Origin of the sequence: Mycolicibacterium llatzerense (assembly GCF_000878195.1) — a bacterium.
Lineage (GTDB): Bacteria > Actinomycetota > Actinomycetes > Mycobacteriales > Mycobacteriaceae > Mycobacterium > Mycobacterium llatzerense.
This window is the reverse complement of record NZ_JXST01000014.1, coordinates 1-19739: the sequence shown is the minus strand read 5'-3', so window position 1 is coordinate 19739 and position 19739 is coordinate 1. Positions and strand designations below refer to the sequence as shown.

Annotated in this window: 20 protein-coding genes and 1 tRNA gene; 7 read left to right on the top strand and 14 right to left on the bottom strand. The window is 66.9% G+C overall.

The window, feature by feature from the left end; genetic code table 11:
* Positions 1-3 precede the first annotated feature (3 nt).
* Genes TL10_RS11615 through TL10_RS11600 form a run of 4 tightly spaced genes read right to left on the bottom strand, consistent with a single transcriptional unit; the run spans position 4 to position 4558 of the window.
* Positions 4-1866, bottom strand: a complete 1863-nt coding sequence (locus TL10_RS11615; protein WP_043985786.1) for a galactan 5-O-arabinofuranosyltransferase — start codon at positions 1864-1866, stop codon at positions 4-6.
* Positions 1866-2645, bottom strand: a complete 780-nt coding sequence (gene dprE2, locus TL10_RS11610; RefSeq protein ID WP_043985785.1) for a decaprenylphospho-beta-D-erythro-pentofuranosid-2-ulose 2-reductase — start codon at positions 2643-2645, stop codon at positions 1866-1868. Before dprE2 ends, TL10_RS11615 begins: the two co-directional genes overlap by 1 nt.
* 7 nt (positions 2646-2652) lie before the next feature.
* The gene (gene dprE1 / locus TL10_RS11605) at positions 2653-4065 is read right to left on the bottom strand and encodes a decaprenylphosphoryl-beta-D-ribose oxidase (RefSeq protein ID WP_043985783.1); all 1413 of its coding nucleotides are present in this window, start codon (positions 4063-4065) and stop codon (positions 2653-2655) included.
* 25 nt (positions 4066-4090) lie between these two features.
* Entirely contained in the window at positions 4091-4558 is a 468-nt protein-coding gene (locus tag TL10_RS11600) for a GtrA family protein (RefSeq protein ID WP_110789046.1), read from the bottom strand.
* 28 nt (positions 4559-4586) lie between these two features.
* Here TL10_RS11600 and TL10_RS11595 point away from each other — a divergent pair, with 28 nt between their 5' ends.
* A complete protein-coding gene (locus TL10_RS11595) occupies positions 4587-5210 on the top strand; it encodes an HD domain-containing protein (RefSeq protein WP_043985782.1) in 624 nt (207 codons plus the stop codon).
* Here TL10_RS11595 and pdxR read toward each other — a convergent pair.
* Positions 5200-6621, bottom strand: coding sequence for a MocR-like pyridoxine biosynthesis transcription factor PdxR (gene pdxR, locus TL10_RS11590; protein ID WP_043985781.1), 1422 nt, complete (start codon positions 6619-6621; stop codon positions 5200-5202). The genes TL10_RS11595 and pdxR overlap by 11 nt on opposite strands.
* Before the next feature lie 49 nt (positions 6622-6670).
* Here pdxR and TL10_RS11585 point away from each other — a divergent pair, with 49 nt between their 5' ends.
* Positions 6671-7153: a carboxymuconolactone decarboxylase family protein gene (locus TL10_RS11585; RefSeq protein WP_043985839.1), complete on the top strand. Its 483-nt coding sequence runs from the start codon at positions 6671-6673 to the stop codon at positions 7151-7153.
* Here the strand turns inward: TL10_RS11585 and TL10_RS11580 are convergent.
* Positions 7122-8021 carry an alpha/beta fold hydrolase gene (locus TL10_RS11580; RefSeq protein ID WP_043985838.1) on the bottom strand — a complete coding sequence of 300 codons (900 nt, stop codon included), beginning with the start codon at positions 8019-8021 and terminating at the stop codon, positions 7122-7124. The genes TL10_RS11585 and TL10_RS11580 overlap by 32 nt on opposite strands.
* Before the next feature lie 82 nt (positions 8022-8103).
* Between TL10_RS11580 and TL10_RS11575 the strand changes: the two genes are divergently transcribed.
* Both TL10_RS11575 and TL10_RS11570 read left to right on the top strand, forming a co-directional pair.
* Positions 8104-8733: a winged helix-turn-helix transcriptional regulator gene (locus TL10_RS11575; RefSeq protein WP_043985780.1), complete on the top strand. Its 630-nt coding sequence runs from the start codon at positions 8104-8106 to the stop codon at positions 8731-8733.
* A 433-nt stretch (positions 8734-9166) separates the two neighbouring features.
* A complete protein-coding gene (locus TL10_RS11570; protein WP_131630720.1) occupies positions 9167-10621 on the top strand; it encodes a hypothetical protein in 1455 nt (484 codons plus the stop codon).
* Positions 10622-10687: 66 nt separating this feature from the next.
* Here the strand turns inward: TL10_RS11570 and TL10_RS11565 are convergent, their stop codons facing one another.
* Positions 10688-11314, bottom strand: coding sequence for a hypothetical protein (locus TL10_RS11565; protein WP_043402609.1), 627 nt, complete (start codon positions 11312-11314; stop codon positions 10688-10690).
* Here TL10_RS11565 and TL10_RS31965 point away from each other — a divergent pair.
* Positions 11313-11447 carry a hypothetical protein gene (locus TL10_RS31965; RefSeq protein WP_267884339.1) on the top strand — a complete coding sequence of 45 codons (135 nt, stop codon included), beginning with the start codon at positions 11313-11315 and terminating at the stop codon, positions 11445-11447. The two genes, TL10_RS11565 and TL10_RS31965, sit on opposite strands and share 2 nt — an antisense overlap.
* A gap of 1 nt (position 11448) precedes the next feature.
* Here TL10_RS31965 and wzm read toward each other — a convergent pair whose 3' ends face one another.
* Genes wzm through TL10_RS11540 form a run of 5 tightly spaced genes read right to left on the bottom strand, consistent with a single transcriptional unit; the run spans position 11449 to position 16520 of the window.
* A complete protein-coding gene (wzm, locus tag TL10_RS11560) occupies positions 11449-12279 on the bottom strand; it encodes a galactan export ABC transporter permease subunit Wzm/RfbD (RefSeq protein ID WP_043402612.1) in 831 nt (276 codons plus the stop codon).
* Positions 12276-13202, bottom strand: a complete 927-nt coding sequence (glfT1, locus tag TL10_RS11555; protein WP_110789052.1) for a galactofuranosyltransferase GlfT1 — start codon at positions 13200-13202, stop codon at positions 12276-12278. Before glfT1 ends, wzm begins: the two co-directional genes overlap by 4 nt.
* 5 nt (positions 13203-13207) lie before the next feature.
* On the bottom strand, positions 13208-14011 hold the full coding sequence (gene wzt, locus TL10_RS11550) for a galactan export ABC transporter ATP-binding subunit Wzt/RfbE (RefSeq protein ID WP_043402619.1): 804 nt from the start codon (positions 14009-14011) through the stop codon (positions 13208-13210).
* A gap of 3 nt (positions 14012-14014) precedes the next feature.
* The gene (locus tag TL10_RS11545) at positions 14015-14545 is read right to left on the bottom strand and encodes a bacterial proteasome activator family protein (protein ID WP_043402623.1); all 531 of its coding nucleotides are present in this window, start codon (positions 14543-14545) and stop codon (positions 14015-14017) included.
* A gap of 13 nt (positions 14546-14558) precedes the next feature.
* Positions 14559-16520 carry a DUF6541 family protein gene (locus tag TL10_RS11540; protein WP_043985776.1) on the bottom strand — a complete coding sequence of 654 codons (1962 nt, stop codon included), beginning with the start codon at positions 16518-16520 and terminating at the stop codon, positions 14559-14561.
* A 111-nt stretch (positions 16521-16631) separates the two neighbouring features.
* Here TL10_RS11540 and TL10_RS11535 point away from each other — a divergent pair, with 111 nt between their 5' ends.
* The gene (locus tag TL10_RS11535; protein WP_043402626.1) at positions 16632-17828 is read left to right on the top strand and encodes a cysteine desulfurase-like protein; all 1197 of its coding nucleotides are present in this window, start codon (positions 16632-16634) and stop codon (positions 17826-17828) included.
* Here the strand turns inward: TL10_RS11535 and TL10_RS11530 are convergent, their stop codons facing one another.
* Complete coding sequence (locus tag TL10_RS11530; protein ID WP_043985775.1) at positions 17829-18227, bottom strand: acyl-CoA thioesterase; 399 nt, start codon at positions 18225-18227, stop codon at positions 17829-17831. It abuts the gene before it with no gap.
* Between the two features lie 258 nt (positions 18228-18485).
* Positions 18486-19457 (bottom strand): NAD(P)H-quinone oxidoreductase, encoded by a 972-nt coding sequence (locus tag TL10_RS11525; RefSeq protein WP_043985774.1) that lies wholly within the window; start codon positions 19455-19457, stop codon positions 18486-18488.
* A 64-nt stretch (positions 19458-19521) separates the two neighbouring features.
* On the opposite strand from TL10_RS11525, the gene TL10_RS11520 reads away from it, so the two are divergent.
* Positions 19522-19611 (top strand) — tRNA-Ser (locus TL10_RS11520).
* Positions 19612-19739: the final 128 nt, after the last annotated feature.

The window sequence follows — 19739 nt, the reverse complement described above, 5'->3', positions numbered from 1 at the left end:
ATGTTAGTGGCCGCTACGGATGGCCAGCACAAACGGGCCGATATCGGTGACCTGCCAGTGCTTGCTGTGGAACAGCCGCTCGTCGAGTGCCACCTGGTAGCGGCGCACGTTGGGCTGGTTGGGGTAGACGTCCTCGGCCAGTCGCAGCGTGTAGGTGCCGGTGCCGCCGTGGCGCATCAGGAACACCGTCGGCGCCTGCCAGGGCATCGTGTCGAGGGCCTTGACGAACTCGTCGGGGCTGGTCATGGTCGCCCAGCTCTCGATCACGCCGGAGCGTTCCTTGAACTGCGCCAGCGGGTTGGCGTAGTGCGACGTCAGGCCCTGGAACCCGTAATAGGGGTAGTAGGACAGAAAGCTGTAGTCGGCGGTCATCACGACGGTCTCGTTGCGGGGCCGGCCCGTCGCCGCGGTGATCTTCCGGTCGATCTCCTGGTAGAAGCGCTCGGAGCCGGGGGGACGACGGTCGGCGCGCTGGCCGGAGCCGTCGGTGTCGGTATAGGCGACGGCGATGTCGGGCCGCAGGATGTCGGGGATCGCCTGGCTGAACGACACCGCGCCGATCGCGCCGATGGTGGCAGCCACCGCGATGACGCGGTTGGTGGTCGGCTGCGCGTAGTGGTGCGCCAGCCCGCGGGCGGCTTCCAGGAAGCCGAAGGTGCCGGCCGCGACCAGCAGCACCAGCAGGGTGGGTTGCAACCGGAACGACAGCAGCGTGGTGCGCGCAAGGGTGGCCAGCATCGACAGCAGCGACCACGCGTACACCGATCCGACGGCCATCGCCAACGCCGCGGCGCGGGTCGAGCTGCGGGCCTTGACCACCAGCCACAGCGTGCCGATGAGGCACATGACGCCCAGCAGGGTGGCGTCGAGCATCGGGAAGGTGAGCTGCGCGCCGGACATCGGCAGGTAGTGCTGCGCGGTGCCCTTGTCGGCGGGGTGGCCGTTGAGCACCGCCAGGTAGTACGGCGCCCAGTGGATGGCCGCGATGGCACCGGAGATGACGGCGATGACGGTGACCCGGATCAGTGGCTGGATCTGTCGGCGCGACACGGCCAACAACAGCGCCATCAGCGCGAGGGTGAAGGCCACGTAGCCGAACAGCAAGGTGTAGAACAGCGCGGCGATGCCGAGGAAAATCCCGGTGCCGAGGATGGCGGCCCAGCCCCGGCCCGTAGCTTTCAGCCCCGACCAAGCCAGCACGAACACCGGCGGCAGCAGCACCACGATGACTGCCGAGTACGGCTCGGTCGATGAGTAAGCCAGCGTCACCGCGGCGGTCGCGGTGGTGACGGCCAGGGCGTACTCGAAGCGAATCATGGCCGCCCACAACACGAATGCGGCCACGATCGCCGCGGTGATCGACACGACCGCCCACGGCTTGAACATCTCCCAGGCGGGGGTTCCGGTCAGCGCGGCCACCCGGCCGCCCAGCCAGAACCAGCCCGACGGGTAGTACGGCGGCAGGCCCAGATACGTCATGTCGTGCGGCACAGCGGTATCCGCCAGGCGGGTCAGATACTCGGTGCGGAACTGCTGGTCCACCGAGACGCCGAAAAGGTAAAGCTTGGTGGCGCCCAACGGCATGCCGAGGGTGACGACCGAGAACGCAGCCAGCAGCGACGTGGCCGCCAGTTTGGCGCTCTTGTGCCAGCCGCGGCGCCAGGCCCACCCGGTCAGCAGCAGGCCGATCAGCACGGCGCACTGGCCCGCGGTGGTGAGGGCGTGCAGCTGGTTCGACGAGTTGAACGCCGGCCACTGGACGCGGGCAATCGCTTGCAGCGCAATGACCGTGATGAGCACCGCCAGTGCCATGGCGGCCAGCATCTGGCCACTCACCCTGGCTCCCGCGGCCAGCGCGCTGCGCATCAGAGCGGGAGTTTGCGGAAGATCGGCCGCGGGATGTGGCGCATGACGGACATCAGCAGCTGCACCGGGGCGGGCGCCCAGATGAGTTCCTTGCCCTTGGCCGCTGCGGCGACGATCTGCTCGGCAACCTGTTCCTTATCGACCGTGAACGGCGCTTCCTTGGCGCCGGTGGCCTTCCAGTGCTCCAGCGTGGTGGTGGTGCGCACCTGGCCGGGACGGACGACCAGCACGTGAACCCCGAACTCCTGCAAGGCTTCTCCCAGACCCAGGTAGAAGCCGTCCAGGCCGGCCTTGGTGGAGCCATAGACGAAGTTGGAGCGTCGGACCCGCTCGCCGGCGACCGAGGACATTGCGATGACCTGGCCGAAGCCCTGCGCCTTCATCTTTTCGCCGATCAGCACGCCCACGGAAACCGCTGCGGTGTAGTTGATCTGGGCGGTCATGACGGCCTTGGCCTGGTTCTGCCACAGCTCCTCGGCATCGCCGAGGATGCCGAACGCGACGATCGCGACGTCGACATCGCCCTGCGCCCAGGCGGATTCGATGATCGCCGGATGGGACTTGGTGTCCAGCGCGTCGAAGTCGAGGTACACGACCTCCTTGGCGCCGGCCGCCTCGATCTGCGCGATGGCGGCGTCACGCTTCGGGGCGTTCGGCAGGTCGGCGAGGATCACCCGCGCCTTGGCGTTCTTGAGGTAGCGCTCGACGATGGCCAGGCCGATCTCCGAGGTACCGCCGAACAGCAGGATGGTCTGCGGGTTGCCGGTTGCGTCAATCATGAATCTCCTAGAGAAGTTCGAGGCGGCGGGCCATGTCGGAGGCGAACACGCCGTTGGGGTCAGCCTTGCGGCGGGTGGCGATCCACTCGTCGATCCGCGGGTACATCCGGTGGAAGCTTTCAGCGCTGACGCGGGAGTCCTTGGCCGTGTACACGCGGCCGCCGAATTCCATTGCGCGCTTGTCGAGTTCGTTGAGGAACTCGTTGACGCCCGGCCGGTTCGGGAAGTCCAGAGCGACGTTCCAGCCCTGCATCGGGAAGCTCAGCGGCGCCTTGTTGCCCGGGCCGAACAGCTTGAAGACGTTCAGCGCCGAGTACTGCTTCTGGGTGTGCATCCAGCGGATGATGCCCTTGAACTCTTCGAGCGCGTCGGGTGGAACCAGGAACTGGTGCTGCGCGAAACCCGCTGGGCCATAGGCATATTGCCAACCCGAGGTGATGTCGAGCATGTGGTAGAACTGCGTCAGGTTGACGATCTTGCCCTGGTAGTTGCCGCTCATCCGGTAGAACGCCTCGCCGATCGCCGACAGCGAGAGCTTGTTCATGAAGCTGACCGGGAACAGGTTCGGGATCGACGGCAACTGCGGCGCGGTGAACTTCAGCGGGTCTTTCGCCAGCTTGGCGGGCAGTTGGTCCACCTTGGCCAGGCTGCCCCGGCTGACCGCGGCGCGGCCGAGCTTGGGCTCCGGGCTGATCAGGTCGAACCAGGCGCTGGAGTACGTGTAGTTGTCCTCGCTGCCGTCCTGGTGCACCGCGACGGTTTCTTCCAAGTCCGCGGTGGCGATGCCGTCGGCGATGAAGTACGCGCTCTCCGTGCGGGTCATCTTGATGCGCGCCCGGATCACGATGCCCGTCAGCCCGTTTCCGGCGACGGTGGCCCAGAACAGCTCGCTGTCCGGGCCGTCGGGGGTCAGGGTGTGCACTTCGCCGTCGGCCATCAGCAGATCCAGCGACAGCACGTGGTTGCCGAAGCTGCCCGCGCTGTGGTGGTTCTTGCCGTGGATGTCCGAGGCGATCGCGCCGCCGACGGTGACCTGCCGGGTGCCCGGCAGCACCGGGACCCACAGCCCGAACGGCAGTGCGGCCTTCATCAGCTGATCCAGGCTGACGCCGGCGTCGACGTCGGCGACGGCCGTCTCGGCGCTGATCGAATGGATCCGGTTCAGCGCCGTCATATCGACGACGATGCCGCCGCCGTTGCAGGCCTGGTCACCGTAGGACCGGCCGAGACCGCGGCCGAGGATGCCGCGGCGCAGGTGGGCGGGGCTGGAAGAGTTTGCGTCCGCAACCCGCTTGACCGCCTCGGCGATCACAGAGACATCGGGTGTGGACAGCACGTTTGCCACGGACGGTGCCGTGCGGCCGAACCCGGTGAGGGCGCGGCGCGTCAAGGGCAGCGTGGCGTCAGGCTGGGTAGACATAACGGTCAAAGGGTACCGGCCAACGTCACTTCAACCGGAAAATCACGGCTCGCTGCACCACGAAGTTGATCACCGTCGCCGTGCCCTGGGCGATGACAAAGGCCACAGGCCGTCGCCAGGACTCGCCCTCGAATTGCAGATAGAACAGCTGATTGATGCCGACCTGCAGTCCGAAGGTGACTGCGTACAAGATCACAACCGCGATGAATCGTGCCCGGCTGGGTTCTGCCTGGAAGGTCCAGCGCCGGTTGATCAGGTAGGCCGTCGTCGTGCCGGCGATGAAGCTGAGTGTCTTCGCGATGAGCGTGGCCCGCGCGTCCGGCATGCCGTTCGCCACGAAGACGGCGCTGAGCAGCGCATACAGGCCGTAATCGACCACCGCTGACAAGCCGCCGGTGACGACGAACCGCCATGCCTGCGTCACCAGGCCCAAGGACGCCTCGACGGCTTTCTCGGCACTGTGTTCGGCGGGGATCTCGACTGGCTCGGCCACCCGGGCAGCTTACGTGCACCATGGACACGTGACCGATTTGCTCCAGGCATGGCACACACTGCTGGCGCGGCATTCTGTGTCGCCGCGCGTCGACGACGTCGGGGCGTCGCTGCTGGGTCGCTGGGCCGAGCCGCACCGCAGTTACCACGACCTGAGTCACCTGCGCGGCATCCTGTCCGGAGTGGACGCCCTGGAGGGTTTCGCCGACGATCCTGACGCGGTGCGCCTGGCCGCCTGGTACCACGACGCGGTGTACGCCGGGCAGTCCGACGACGAGGAGAACAGCGCCCTGCTTGCCGAGTCGGACCTGGCCGATCTGGGCGTGGAGCCGGCATTCGTGGCGGAGGTGGGGCGCCTGGTGCGGGTGACCATCACCCACGACCCAGCGGCCGACGACCACAACGGCCAGGTGCTGTCCGACGCCGACCTGGCGGTGCTGGCGGTGCCGCCGGCGGACTACCAACACAACACCGCGCGGGTGCGGGCCGAGTACCGCCACGTCAGCGACGCGGACTTCGGAATGTGGCGGGGCCGAATGATCGCGGCGATGCTCGCCGGGCCGTCGCTGTACCGCACGGTCAAGGGGCAGCGGCTGTGGGAGGACGCCGCCCGGGCCAATCTCGAAGCGGAGTTGGCGTCGCTCACCGGCTGACGGCCGCCAGCACGGCATGCAATGCGTCGAGCGCGGCGTTGAACTCGTGGTCGGCCGGCGTGCCGAAGCTCACCACCACGCCGTCCTGATACGGGGTGTCTGTCGCCGCATTCGGGTGGCGCAGCAGCGCCAGCCCGGACAGCGCGATTCCGGCGTCGGCTGCGCGCCGCATGACCTCGTGTTCGGTCCCGTCCGGCAACCGGATCAAGGCGTGCAGTCCGGCTGACAGGCCACTGATTTCGACATCCAGCCCGGACAGCTTGGCCGCCAGCGCATCTCGCCGCCGCCGGTAGCTGTTGCGCATCCGGCGAATGTGCTTGTCGTACTGCCCGGATTCGATGAAGTCGGCCATGGTCAGTTGGTCGATGGCGTTGACGTAGAACTGTTGCCCGCCCGCCGCGGCCAGCACCGGGTCGATCAGGTTGTCGGGCAACACCATCCAGCCCAACCGCAGCACGGGCGACAGGCTCTTGCTGGCCGAGCCGAGATAGGCCACTCGGTCGGGATCGAGTCCTTGCACGGAGCCGATCGGTTGCCGGTCGTAGCGGAACTCGCCGTCGTAGTCGTCTTCCAGGACATAGCTTTTCGTGCGGACCGCCCAGTCGATGGCCTGGGTGCGTCGCGCGGGATGCAGGGGTACGCCGTGCGGGAAATGGTGCGCCGGGGTGAGCAGAACTGCTGCCGCGCTGGTGGTTTCGAGATCTTCGACGACGGCGCCGTGGTCATCGATCCGGATCGGCACCGTGCCGGATCCGTTCTGGGCGATGGCGTCCCGGAACAGGAACAGTCCGTAGTCTTCGACGGCAATGGTGCCCGGCGCGAACACTTTCGACAGCAGCTCGACGGCGTGGCGGGTCCCGGCGCAGATGACGATCGATTCGGCCGTGGTGCGGACGCCGCGGGCCCGGGCCAGGTAGGTGGCGAGCGCGGCGCGCAGTTCCGGTCGCCCGCGGGCGTCGCCGGTGCGGAGTGCTTCGGTCGGGGCGTTGGTGAGGGCCCGGCGCGCCGAGGCCAGCCAGGCCTGCCGAGGAAACGCCGCGACGTTTCCCGAACCCGGCATGAGGTTGTGCGTGGGGGTGCCCGGTTGGGCGCGCTGGGTGACCGGTGCCGATTCGGTGTGCGAGCCGACGACCCACGTGCCCGCGCCCTGGCGCGAGCCCAGCCAGCCCTCGGCGACCAATTCGGCGTAGGCCTCGGCGACGGTGTTGCGGGCCAATCCGAGGTCGGTGGCCAACGATCGAGATGGCGGCAGCATGGTGCCGGCTGTCAGCCGACCTGATCGGACCGCGTCTCTCAGTGCCCTGATCAGCTGGTCACGAGTGCCGCGTCGGCGCGGGTGGACGGTGGATCCGAGGTCCAGGTGCAGGTCCAGCCCGGCGCTGTTCGCCGCAGAATTGGCCCATGAAACCATGTACAAATTGAACCATGTTCGCGGGTTTTTCATGGCTAACGTGGATGCCATGACCGAGACACTGAATGCACCGACCACCACTATCCACGCCAAGCGCATCGACATCTACGACGTCGCTCCCGAGCTCTACGCCGGGATGATGGCCTTCAGCAATGCCGCGTCCAAGGAGATTGATTCGACCATCGGTGAGCTGATCAAGATTCGCGCCTCGCAGCTCAACCACTGCGCCTTCTGCCTCGACATGCATGTCCACGACGCGCGCCGCTTCGGCGAGACCGAGCAGCGTCTGGCCTTGGTTGCCGCGTGGGAGGAAGCCGGCGATCTGTTCACCGACCGCGAGCGGGCCGCGCTGGCCATCACCGAGGCCATCACCGATCTGAGCCACGGCCCGGTTCCGGACGACGTGTACGCCCAAGCCGCCGCGGTGTTCACCGAGCGCGAGCTCGCGCACGTCGTCGGCATGGCCACCGTCATCAACTCGTGGAACCGGCTGAACGCCGCTACTCGGAAGGCTGTCGCGCGCCGTCGCTGAACGTGCGGATCGCTGCGGCGAATTCCTCGGGGGCGTCGGACTCGACATAGGTTCCGGCGCCCTCGACGATCACCGTGGTGTGGTTCGAGAAGGTCGCCTCGAGCCGCTCACGCTCCTGGGGACGGAAGGCGATGTCGGCGTCGCCCCAGACGACGAGCGTCGGCAGATGGGCGACGTCCGGCAGCCCGGCCTCCACCTCGGCGAAGAAATCCCGACTCGCAAGGACCCGGCCCGGGAGCACGGCAGACGCCTGACGTCGGTCGGCGGTGCCCAGCGCCCGGCGGTAGTGATCCATCTCGGCTGCGGTCGGCTTGCGCCTCTGGTGGCCGGTCGGGATGAAGGCGTTGACGAGCAGATTGAACTGCCGGACCAGGAAACGCATCGGGAGTCCGCCGACGATGCGACCGAACCACTCGAAGTGGAATGTCCCGTTGACCGGCCAGGCCCAGGTATTGGCGAGCACCAGCCGATGGAAGACGCTCGGGCGCCGCTGTGCCACCGCAAGGCCGATCATGCCGCCCCAGTCCTGCCCGACCAACGTGACGTTCTTGAGGTCCAGAGCGTCGACAAACGCGGTCACGACCTCCGCGTGCTGCTCGGGCAGGTAGCGGTAACCGGGCCTCGGTGTGGACAACCCGAAGCCGGGGTAGTCGAGGGCGATGCACCGGAAGTCCTTGCGCAGCAAGCGGATTACGTCGCGGAACAGGAACGACCACGTCGGATTGCCATGCAGCATCAACAGCGTGGGGCCGGACCCTTCGTCCACGTAGTGCACGGTGTGGCCGTCGATCTCGATGAAGTGGCTCTCGAACGGGAACAGATCGTCGTCGACCCAGGCGGGCCGTGTGGTCTGAGCGGTGTTGGTCATGGCGACCCCTCGTCTGATGAGCTTCCGGGTATGCTTGAACATCTCATAGTCACTTGAGAAATTCAAGTAGAAGGGCGGAGCGATGCGCAGCTACGACCAATACTGCGGGCTCGCCCGGTCCCTCGAAATCGTGGGCGACCGATGGAATCTCCTCATCGTGCGGGAACTCCTCATCGCGCCCGCCCGCTACCGCGATCTGATCGAGCGCCTCCCCGGCATTGCGACCAACCTGCTCGCCGACCGGCTCCGCGATCTCGAGGCCGCGGGGGTGGTCGAGCGCCGGCTGGCCGGCGAGGGCAGCGTGGTCGAATACACCCTGACGCCGTGGGGTGCGGAGTTGCGCCAGCCGATCGAAGGCCTGCTCCGCTGGTCCACGCCGTTGATGATCAGTGGTCCCGCGGGCAGTGACTCCTTCCGGCCGGAGTGGCTCACCCTCGCCGTCCCGGCCCTGCTCGACGGCCGGGTCAAGGTCCGCTCTGTGGTGACGATCGGCCTCGTGCTCGGCAACGAGACCCTGCAGCTGCGCGCGACCCGCTCCGGCTTCGAGGTCGGTCCGCCCGACGGCCGCAAGCTTGATGCCTCGATCAGCACGGGCCCCGCCTGCGTCCTCGGTCTCGCTGCGGGTGCACTCGCCCTCGGTGATGCCCGTGCGCTCGGACTCGTCGAAGTCGACGGCGATGAGGCCGCGGTCCGATCAGTTTTCGGTGCGTGACCGGGCCCCTGTCGGGCTGATCGTGTAGCAACTTTCGGGTGCCGGCTCGGTGCTGGTGTTGTGGTCGGGAAACCGCCTCGCCTGGGGTGCGGGCGTGGAGCATCGTCCGGGGCGGATGGGGCGAATCTGTGCTCGCCGCTGAATGACGCTACTGCCAGCCTCGGGCGTGATTCTTCGAATCCTGCAGCAACCAATCGGTGAACGTCCGCGTGATGGAAATATCTGACGAAATAGTCAATTATGACTACATCTAACACTCTTCGCGTCGATATGTGATTAGTCTGACCAGCTAAAAAGCTACCAGCCAGTAGGCGATCAGCCGCGAAATCCAATCAATATGAAACACGTTCTATTCGTCGATTTCTGTGAACTCCCCGGCAATATCTCGATATGGTCCTGTGGTCAATATCACATCAACGTTCGGGGAAGCACCATGCAAACTGCTGTTCGCTCCAGCCTCACGACCGGCGTTGCGCTGATGGGGGCCGGCGTCATCGCGCTGTCTCCGATCACGCACCAGCCGATGCCAGACCTGCACCTGCCGGCACTCCACGCAAGTGCGGTCCAGCTCACGGCGCAGGTCAACCCGATCACCCAATGGGGGCAGATCATCACCGAGGCCCTGCAGAACACGAAAGGTCTCGTCACCGAGGTGATCGCGGACCCGGCCCCCGTCCTTGGTCAGGTGGTGAGGAATCAGATCGCCAGTGCCGTCACCGTCGGCGGGTCCGTCCGGGACTACCTGGTTGCGGTCGGTCAGCAGTTGGCCACGACGCCGGAATCCCTGAAGCAGGCATTCCAGCAACTCGCGGCCGGGCACGTCGCTGATGCGGTGCAGACGCTGTATGGCGCGGTGCTCACCCCCTTCGTCCTGCCGATCCTGACCACCAGCATCCTCACCGATGTTCAAGCCGCCTTCCGTAAGCCGGTGCAGAACATGCTCAACGTGATCGACACCGCCATCACGTCACCGAGTGGCGCGGGTTGGGTCCTGGCAGCCGGATTCCCGTTACTTGCGGTGATGAGTGACGTCGTTACCGCCACGGGCGACGGGCTCCAGAACGTGGTCAACGCGCTCAGTGCGAAGAATCTCGGTGCTGTCGTGAACGCAATCGTTGCGATGCCCGGATCCCTCACCGGCGCCCTGCTCAACGGGTACAACGGCGACGGAGCCGGAATCCTCGGGCCGAACGGCATCGTGCAGGGTCTGCGGAACGCGCTCGGCATCATCGCAACCGCGATCAAACCAGTGACTCCGCCGCCCGTCGCCGCGGTCAGCGTTCCGTCGCCGACGTCGGCAATGGTCGCCCTGTCGACTGCCGTAAAGGCCACGCCCACCGCCAAGCCGGCCGCAGAGACGAAGGCGCTCGCCGCAGTGTCGACCGCGTCGCCGGACAAGGCGGCGTCCGACAAGACCGGCGCTGAAAAGACCGGCGCTGACAAGGCGCCGGCCGCCGCCGACAGCGGTACGGCGCCGGCTGCCGTGGCTGATCCCGAGGACAAGTCTGCGTCGGTGACCAAGCCCGCGGCAGTGTCCGACAGCGGTGCGGCGTCGACTCCTTCAGCTGGTGCCGGCGACGACTCTGCTGCGGGCGCGCCCGCGGTGAAGCAGGACCGTCAGACGCGGGGCACGAAATCGTCGAGCAGTGATGGCGGCGGTACCGGGGCTGCCACCGCAGGCGGTGCCAAGGGCACCGATGACGGGTCGACGACGTCGACTCGCAAGGGTGCCAAGAACCCCAAGCGGGACGGCGCGAAGGCGAAGGGGGGCGACAGCGCTGCATCCGATTCCGGTGGTAACAGCGGTCGTTCGCACGATTCGACCGGCAAGACGCGGGGTGACGCTAAGAGCGGCGCTCATCGTTCGGCCAAGGCCGGCGCCGAGTAACCAGTAGGAGCCGTGTGGTGCTCGGGATCGGCCGGTACTCCGACCGATCCCGAGCGTCGCGGTGAATCAAGCAGTGATGTCGAAAGCGTCCCGGATGCTCTCGCGGGTGACGGTGATCTGGGCTTCGACCGCTTCACGGGCGGACGTCGCGGTGGTGCGCAGCTCGCCCCATTCGCGGCCGGCGACCTCGCGCACGTCGTCGGCGCCCTGGGCGGCGGTGCCGGCCACTGTGAACAGTCCGTCGACGGCGGTCGCGGTCAAAGCGCCCTGGGCGCGAACCAGCGAGCCGGCCACGTGCGAGGCGCCGGCGATGATCGCGTTCGGGCCGACGGCATTGCGGCCGACGTATTCGCCTACGGCGCTACGGATGTCGCGACCCGACTCGGCCAGCACGTCCTGAACGGCCGAGCCGGTCTCGGTCACCGCATCCGGCAGGGTGGCGCCGTCGCGCACCGACGAGAGCACCTTGGCCGGAGACTCGACGACGGCCTCGGCGGCCGCGGAGGTGGCGCTGACGAGCTGACGGGTGAGGCTGTGGCCGGCGTCGAGCTGGCGCTCCAGCACACCGCTCAGCACCTCGCGGATCGCGAGACCGGTGTTGGTGTCCTCTTCGGCGGCGTCACCGGTGAGCTCGGCCTCGATGACCTGCCCGTTCGCGGTGTCGTTGGTGGTGGGAGTTTCGGTGATGGTCATGATTGCTCCTGGGGGACGCGGAAAGCCGGTAGCCGCAATTGAACTCCGCGCCACCGAACCCAAGGTGACGGTCAAGTGGCCGGCAGACACCAGCGGCATGACGCCCTACGTGGTGCGGTACGTCGAGTACTGAATCAGACCCAGTACGGCACGCGGGCCCGGTACTGCCGCATCGCGATCGCGGCGACGACCCAGCCCAGGATGGTCAACGTGATCACCACGACCCAGTGCCGCAGTTCCTGAGGTTCACCCAACAACGGCGCGCGGACGATGTCCACGTAGTGCAGAAGGGGGTTCAGCTCAATGACTTTCGCCCACGTGCCCGCGCCCTGGAGGCGCAGCGTCTGGTCGTTCCAGATGATCGGGGTGATGTAGAACAGCAGCTGCACCAGGCTTGCCAGCAGCGGGCTGATATCCCGATAGCGGGTGGCCAGGATGCCGAAACACAAGGCGACCCAGACGCAGTTGGCGACGATCAGCGCCAACGCCGGGATCACCGACAGGTCGGCCCAGGACCACGGCTTCGGGAAGATGATCGCGATGATCACGAAGATGATGATGTTGTGCGCGAAGAGCAGCACCTGGCGCCACACCAAGCGGTAGACATGCACCGACAGTGGCGTCGGAAGTTGTTTGATGAGGCCCTCATTGGCGATGAACACGTCGGCGCCTTCGAGGATCGACGCGTTGATCAGGTTCCAGATGATCAGGCCCAGCGTCACATAGGGCAGGTGCTCGGCCAGCGGGAGGTGGAACAGCTGGGAGTACAGGCCACCCAGCGCCACGGCCATGGTGCCGGTGGCGATGGTGATCCAGATGGGTCCGAGCACCGAGCGCCGGTAGCGCTGCTTGATGTCCTGCCAGCCCAGGTGCAGCCAGAGTTCGCGCTTGCCGAAGCCGCTCACCAGGTCGCCCCAAGCACGGCGCAGCGTCTTGGACTGCGCGGCCGCGTCGGTGAACGTCATCGCTGTCCTCCTGAAATGGGTCCGCCCGAACCGGGCCTGCTGAACTTCTCGTCTCGTCCCAAGCGGCGCAACCGCATCCAGTCGCGCAGCCCCGCCGGATCCCGCCGGGTGATCAGGAAGTACCAACCGAACCGCACCCACTCCTGGGGGACCAGCTTGCGCATACCCGGCTGGGACTGCAGATATCCGCGGTTGCGGTAGGTGAAGTAGCGCTTGGTGGCGTCGTCGGGGTACTGCGTGTGCATGCGGCCGCCGAGGATCGGCTTGAACTCGTCGGAGCCCTGCGGGTGCAGGTACACCGCGTTCAGACAGGTGCCGAACGGCAGGCCGGAGCGAACGAGCCGGCGGTGGACCTCGACCTCGTCGCCGCGGACGAACAGCCGGATGTCCGGTACGCCAACGGCTTCCAGTGTCGCGGCCCGGAACAGTGCGCCGTTGAACAACGACGCGATGCCGGGGAGCAAGTCGACCCCGGCGTCCTTGTCGACCTGCAACTCGGAGACGTACCGCCGCCACACCAGCCCGCGGCGCAACGGAAAGGCCAGCCGCGCAGGCTCGTTCAGGTCGCACACCATGGGCGACACCTCGGCCAGGTCGTGCTTCGCCGCGCAGTCCAACAGTGTCGCGAGGACCGACGAATCGGCGGGACGCCCGTCGTCGTCGGCCAGCCACACCCACTCGGCGCCCAGTGCCAGCGCATGCAGGATGCCCAGCGCGAAACCGCCTGCGCCGCCGAGGTTTCGGGCCGAACCGAGGTACGTGGTCGCGACCGCCTGGGATTCCACCAAGGTCCGCACCGCGGGGTCGTTGTCGTTGTCGACGACGATCACGTGATCGGGCAGCCGCGTCTGGGAACACACCACGGCAAGGGATTTCGCCAACAACTCCGGACGCCGGTGGGTGACGATCACCGCGCACAACATGTCGGTCACGTCTGGCGCTCGCGCTCGTTCTCTTCGAGCACCTCACGCACGTGCCGTGCCGCGTCGTCGCCCTCGTAGGCGCGGACGACGTCCTCGATGCCGCCCGTCATCCGGATGGTGCCGTGGTCGACCCACATCGCGGTCTGGCACAGCCGGGCCAGGAATTCGTTGGAATGGCTTGCGAACACCAGGATTCCGGACCGTTCCACCAGGGCTTGCAGCCGGGTGCGGGCCTTCTTCAAGAACTCCGCGTCGACGGCGCCGATGCCCTCGTCGAGCAGCAGGATCTCGGGATCGATGCTGGTGACCACGCCCATGGCCAAGCGCACGCGCATACCCGTTGAGTAGGTGCGCAGCGGCATCGACAGGTAGTCGCCGAGTTCGGTGAACTCGGCGATCTCGTCGACCTTGGCTTCCATCTGCTTGCGGGTCTGGCCGAGGAACAGTCCGCGGATGATGATGTTCTCGAAACCGGAGATCTCGGGGTCCATGCCGACCCCCAGGTCGAACACCGGGGCCACCCTGCCGCGCACCGTCGCCGAGCCGCGCGTCGGTTCGTAGATGCCCGACAGCAGGCGCAGCAGCGTCGACTTGCCGGCGCCGTTGTGTCCGACCAAACCCACCCGGTCGCCCATGTTGAGCGACATGGTGATGTCCCGAAGTGCTTCGATCACAACGACATTCGACTCATTGCGGTTGATCCCGCCACCGGCCTTGCCGAGGAATGCCTTTTTCAGCGATCGGGACTTCGCGTCGAAGATCGGGAATTCGACCCACGCGTTCTGTGTGGAGATATGCGGTTCGGACACGGTCTACAGGTACTGGCCGGTGCCGGACTGGAAGGGGCCACGACCGCCGTCGACCCCGGGCGGCAGTGCGCCCTGGCGCATCTGCTCGAGCTGCGCGCGGGCCGCCATCTGCTGGGCGAACAGGGCCGTCTGAATACCGTGGAACAGACCTTCGAGCCAGCCGACCAGCTGGGCCTGCGCGATGCGCAGCTCGGCGGCCGACGGCACCTTGTCCTCGGAGAACGGCAGCGACAGCCGCTCCAACTCTTCGGTCAGCTCGGGAGCCAGGCCGTCTTCGAGCTCCTGGATGCTCGACCGGTGGATGTCGCGCAAGCGGTTTCGGCTGGCCTCGTCCAGCGGCGCGGAGCGTACTTCCTCCAGCAGCTGCTTGATCATGGTGCCGATCCGCATCACCTTGGCCGGCTGCTCGACCAGGTCGGTCAGGGATTTGCCTTCGTCGCCCTGGTCGGGGTCCTGCTCTAGGTCCCCGCCCAATGCCAGGTCCCCGCCGATGACCTCGATGTTGTCGTCGTCGTCTTCTGGTTTCAGCGTCATGCCTGCACTGTTCCTATCTGTTCGCAGGTGCGGCGGTGTCGCCGCGCCACTCGTAGATGCGGGACCGCCCATTGTCGTAGATCTTCGCCCACGACTTCGACTTATCCAGCGACACTAGTCCGTCGGGCATGACGAACCCTTTGACGATGGTCGAGCTGGTGATCACGTATCGGATGTTCAGGGCACGCACGGCCTGCGCGATCCGCGGATCGGTATCGGCGTCGTCGGCGTAGGCCCAGAAGATGAAGCGGTTGTAGCCCGGGCCCTGCTGCTGCGGATAGTCGTAGTGGGTCCACAGCGGGTGCAGGCCGGCGACCGCGTACATCCACGACGTGCCGTCGGTGTTCGCGTTGCCGATCAGGGTGTCCTTGGCGCCGGGCAGCGTCGCGAGGTACGCGAAGGCCTCGAGGTTCTTGTCGTTGACCATGATCCGGTCGTACTTCTGGCCGATCAGGTAGCGGTGCCGCGGGAAGTAGTGCCAGGCCAGTCCGACGGTGGAGATGAGGAGCAGTGCCACGGCGGTGACGGCCCATAACCGTTCGGTGCGGGGTGCCCGCTTCTGCAGCCAGTCGACGACGAACTTGACGATGGCGAACAATGCAATCCCGGCGAATGGGGTGATCAGCAGGGTCACCACGGCCGACAGGCGGCGCGGGTCGCTGTAGTAGAGGTCGGCGTATGCCCCGATCAGCGCACCGATCGGCCCGCCGAACGGCGCACCGGAATGCACGATCGCGATCATCAGCCCCACCCAGACCACCGCCGGCCACCAGACGCGTTTGAGCAGCAGGACCAGCCCGCCGATGGCGCCGAGCACGATCAGCATGTTCTGAATCGGGTAGTCGTTGAGGTGCCGCGTGTGCTGCACGACGGCGTTGAACAGCACCCGAAGCCGGCTCTGATGGGTGACGAACGCATGCCCGACGATGATGTCCGCTTGCGCCAGCACCGCGATGAACTGGGGAATCAACAACAGCAGGGACGGCACCGCGACGGCCAGCAGGCTCACGAAGTCGGTGAGCCGGCCGCGCACCGGATGCCGGAGGGTGTCGCACAGCCACCACGCGCCGACGAAGGTGACGACGACGACACCGCCGGTGATGTGGGTGGAGAACACCCCGATCAGGGCGATGACCGCCAGCGGAATCCGGTCCCGGTGCCGCAGGCACGACATGATCAGCACCGTCGTCGGCCCGGCCAGGCCGTAGGCCACCAGGTTGGGGACGGCGGCGACGTCGAACTCGACGTAGGGGAGAGCGGTGAACGACGCCGCCAGCGCAGCTGCCGCGGCGGCGGCCCCGGCGCTCCAGCGCTGGCAGGCGTAGGGCCGAACCATGGCCCAGGTCAGGCTCGCGGCGCTGACCGGGAACAGCCAGACCGAGGCCGCCAGTGAGGACACGGTGTAGGCCGTCGCGGGGGCGGCGCCGGTGAGTTGGCACAAAACCGCGGCGAGAGCGTGGAACGTCGACGGGTAGTACAGCAACGCGTGCGTCTCGACGTTACGAAGCTCACCCATGTGCATCGGCGAGGCCTGGCCGACGTCGAGAATCCAGCGGATGGTGTTGCCGTGCCAGACCGAGTCCCAGGTGCTCGGAATGGATTGCCAATGTGGCATCCCGACGATTGCTGAAATTGCGATCGCCGTCGCGCCGACAACGATGCCGGCAGCCACGAACAGTGCCGGTCCGCGGGTGATCGCGAGTGCTTCCGCCGCGGTGTCGCCGAAGCGACTCAGGGCACGACGAAGCCCAGCAACCACCGCCACCACGATGACGAACGCCAGCAACGCTGTCCAGCCGTTCCACGGAACGCCGACGGCACCGAGTGGGATGACGGCCAAAGCTACGATGCCGTAGGTCACTGCGGGGCCGACTGCGATGGCAACGGGCCAGGTTAGCTGTGCTGCACGTGCGGTGATTGCTCCAGGGATCACCATGATCAACAGGGCGACAAGGACGCCGGACGCCAAGCTCACTGCACTAGTATGGCTGTTCGGGTGGCCCGGCTTTCGCCGGCGTGTGCAGCGGGGCGCGCCCGCCGGAAAAATTTGGCTGGCAGGCCTGAATCGCTCGAAGGTTGGCATGGCATGGCATACGACGTCGCCCGGGTGCGCGGTCTGCACCCGTCACTGGGCGGCGGCTGGGTGCACTTCGATGCGCCGACCGGAATGCTGCTGCCGGACTCGGTAGCGACCACCGTTTCGACCGCTTTCCGCGGTTCCATGTCCTCGGCCGCCGGACCGCACCCGGCCGCGCAGCGCAGCGCCGCGGTCCTGACCGCCGCACGACAGGCGGTCGCCGATCTCGTCGGTGGCGACCCGCGCGGCGTGGTCTTCGGTGCCGACCGTGCCGTTCTGCTGAACTCGCTGGCCGAGGCGTCGGCGTCGCGGTCTGGCCTGGGCTACGAAGTGGTCGTCACGCGGCTGGACGACGAGGCCAACATCGCACCGTGGTTGCGGGCTGCGAATCGCTATGGCGCCAAGGTGAAGTGGGCCGAGGTCGACATCGAGACCGGCGAACTGCCCAGCTGGCAGTGGGAGACGCTCATCACCCGGCCGACCCGCTTGATCGCGATCACGTCGGCATCGTCGAAGCTCGGCACCGTCACCGATCTGCGGCCCGTGACCAAGATGGCGCGGGAGAACGGCGGCATGGTCGTGGTCGACCACTCCGTGGCCGCGCCCTACCGCCTGCTGGACATCAATGACGTCGACGCCGATGTGGTGGCGCTGAATGCCATTGCATGGGGTGGCCCGCCGATCGGTGCGCTGGTGTTCCGCGACCCCGCGATGATCGATAGCTTGACTACCGTCTCGCTCGATCCGAATGCCACGGGAGCCGCGCGGCTGGAAGTCGGTGCGCACCAGTTCGGACTGCTCGGTGGGGTCGTCGCCAGCATCGAATACCTGGCCAAACTCGACGACGCCGCGACCGGCACCCGCCGCGAAAGGCTGGCGCGCTCAATGCAATCGGCCGAGGCCTACCTGAGCCGGGTGTTCGGGTACCTGCGCAACTCGCTGCGGTCGCTGCCGCTGGTGATGGTCCTCGGCGCGCCCGAGGCCGGCATTCCGGTGCTGAGCTTCGCGGTCCAGGGCGTGCCTGCCGACCGCGTGATCAGCCGGCTCGCCGACAACGGCGTACTGGCCGTGTCGGACAGCAACTCTCGGGTGCTGGAGGCCATCGGCGTCAACGACATCGGCGGCGCCGTGACGGTCGGCCTCGGGCACTACACGACGACCGCTGAAGTCGATCAGCTCGTCCGCGCGCTGGCGTCGCTGGGTTAGTTACTTGTAGTCCAGCGCATCGAGCAGCAATTGCGGTGGCTCGATCTTGCCGGAACCGTCGGTGGCGATGCAGACGTAGACGGTGCGTGCGGTGACGATGGGCTCTGTGGCATCGCCTGCGTGGATGAGGAACTCGACGGTGAACGAGGTACGGCCCCTGGTGGGGACCGTGACGTCGACGTGGATCTGGTCACCCCACTTCAGGGAACCCGACCAGTCCAGTTCGGTGTGGACGACCTGCGCGTCGACGCCCGCGTCGAAGACGTCGTGCCAGGAAGTCGTCTGGGCGACGAACGCGCCGAAGGCCTCGTCCATGTAGGCCAAGTACCACATGTTGAAGACCACGCCCTGCTGGTCGACCTCCAGGTAGCGGACGGGCGCGGTGTAGGTGAACGTCACGGCGCCAACCTATCTGGCTGGTTGATCCTGATGCCAGGGCGTCGGACTCTCGGCCTTTTGCGCCGTAGCTGCAGGGTCAGCACCGGCCTCGCGTTGACCTTGCGTTGAGGGCCTTTGTTACTCGCTCTTTGTGCGCGTCAGTTCAGTGTCAACACAACACACGCCCTTGTGAGTTTTCCGAACCCGCTTGGCGCCGCGAACCTGACTGGGTGGCGGAAAACCGGCCGCGAAATCGCCCTGTGGTCAGGCTCGCGAACGCTAATCGCGCACCCGCAGAAGCACTTTCCCTGACACCGCCCCTGCTTGCAGCAGCTGATGGGCGGCCGCCGCCTGCTCGATGGGCAGCTCGGCGCCGATGATCGGGCGCACCCGCCCGTCGGCGATCATGAGCCAAACATGCTGCACCACTTCGGAAATCACGGCGGCCTTGCCGGACAGCCCGTCGACGGGGCGGGAGCGCAGTGCGGTGGCGATGACGCCGGCCCGCTTGCCCAGGAGCTTGGCGATGTTCAGTTCGCCCTTCACACCGCCCTGCATGCCGATGACCACCACGCGGCCGTCGGGGGCGAGCGCGTCTATGTTCCGGTCCAGGTACGAGGCACCCATGATGTCGAAGATGACGTCGGCGCCGCCCACTTCCGTCATCCGTTCGACGAAGTCCTCGTCGCGGTAGTTGATCAGGATGTCGGCACCCAGTTCGCGGCAGAGCTCCAGTTTTTCGAGTGACGCGGTGACCGCGACGCGGGCGCCCAGCGCATGCGCGACCTGGATGGCGTGCGTGCCGATGCCGCTGGCGCCGCCGTGCAGCAGGACCAGCTGTCCGGCGCGCAGGTGGGCGGTCATGGCCAGGTTGGACCACACCGTGGCCGCGACCTCCGGCAGACCGGCCGCATGATGCAGGCTCACCCCCGCGGGGATCGGCATGACCTGGGCCGCGGGCACGGCCACCTGCTCGGCGTAACCGCCGCCGGCCAGCAGCGCGCACACCTGGTCGCCGACCGCCCAGTTCTCGACGCCGGCGCCAACCTCGGAGACGACGCCCGAAACCTCCAGTCCCAGGATGTCGCTGGCCCCCGGCGGCGGCGGATAGAGGCCGGCGGCTTGCAGCAGATCGGCCCGGTTCACTCCGGCGGTCGTGACGTCGATGACGACCTCGCCGACCGCGGCTGTCACGTCCGGTACCTCGGACCATGCCAGTTGACCTGGGGATTCGACGACGATCGCGCGCATGACCGCAACGCTACACACGGACCCGACAGGCTCGCGCGGGGCTGGACCCCTTAGGCTGTTCGGCGGTGGCGTGGCAGAGCGGCCTAATGCACTCGCCTTGAAAGCGAGAGTTGGTTAAACCCAACCGGGGGTTCAAATCCCTCCGCCACCGCCAATGTGGTGAGTCGAGTCATGGGTTACACATGAGTCGAGTCATCGGTTACAGGGAACCCCGGCCTTTTGGCCGGGGTTTTTTGTTTGTTGGGCCAGTAGTTTCGGTCGCCGTTGATGTGGTGGTCGGCG

Coding starts and splice junctions, on each gene's coding strand:
- TL10_RS11615 (WP_043985786.1), bottom strand. CDS start 1,866: ATGCGCAGCGCGCTGGCCGCGGGAGCCAGGGTGAGTGGCCAGATGCTG.
- dprE2 (WP_043985785.1), bottom strand. CDS start 2,645: ATGATTGACGCAACCGGCAACCCGCAGACCATCCTGCTGTTCGGCGGT.
- dprE1 (WP_043985783.1), bottom strand. CDS start 4,065: ATGTCTACCCAGCCTGACGCCACGCTGCCCTTGACGCGCCGCGCCCTC.
- pdxR (WP_043985781.1), bottom strand. CDS start 6,621: ATGGTTTCATGGGCCAATTCTGCGGCGAACAGCGCCGGGCTGGACCTG.
- TL10_RS11585 (WP_043985839.1), top strand. CDS start 6,671: ATGACCGAGACACTGAATGCACCGACCACCACTATCCACGCCAAGCGC.
- TL10_RS11580 (WP_043985838.1), bottom strand. CDS start 8,021: ATGACCAACACCGCTCAGACCACACGGCCCGCCTGGGTCGACGACGAT.
- TL10_RS11575 (WP_043985780.1), top strand. CDS start 8,104: ATGCGCAGCTACGACCAATACTGCGGGCTCGCCCGGTCCCTCGAAATC.
- TL10_RS11570 (WP_131630720.1), top strand. CDS start 9,167: ATGCAAACTGCTGTTCGCTCCAGCCTCACGACCGGCGTTGCGCTGATG.
- TL10_RS31965 (WP_267884339.1), top strand. CDS start 11,313: ATGATTGCTCCTGGGGGACGCGGAAAGCCGGTAGCCGCAATTGAACTC.
- TL10_RS11565 (WP_043402609.1), bottom strand. CDS start 11,314: ATGACCATCACCGAAACTCCCACCACCAACGACACCGCGAACGGGCAG.
- wzm (WP_043402612.1), bottom strand. CDS start 12,279: ATGACGTTCACCGACGCGGCCGCGCAGTCCAAGACGCTGCGCCGTGCT.
- glfT1 (WP_110789052.1), bottom strand. CDS start 13,202: ATGTTGTGCGCGGTGATCGTCACCCACCGGCGTCCGGAGTTGTTGGCG.
- TL10_RS11545 (WP_043402623.1), bottom strand. CDS start 14,545: ATGACGCTGAAACCAGAAGACGACGACGACAACATCGAGGTCATCGGC.
- TL10_RS11535 (WP_043402626.1), top strand. CDS start 16,632: ATGGCATACGACGTCGCCCGGGTGCGCGGTCTGCACCCGTCACTGGGC.
- TL10_RS11525 (WP_043985774.1), bottom strand. CDS start 19,457: ATGCGCGCGATCGTCGTCGAATCCCCAGGTCAACTGGCATGGTCCGAG.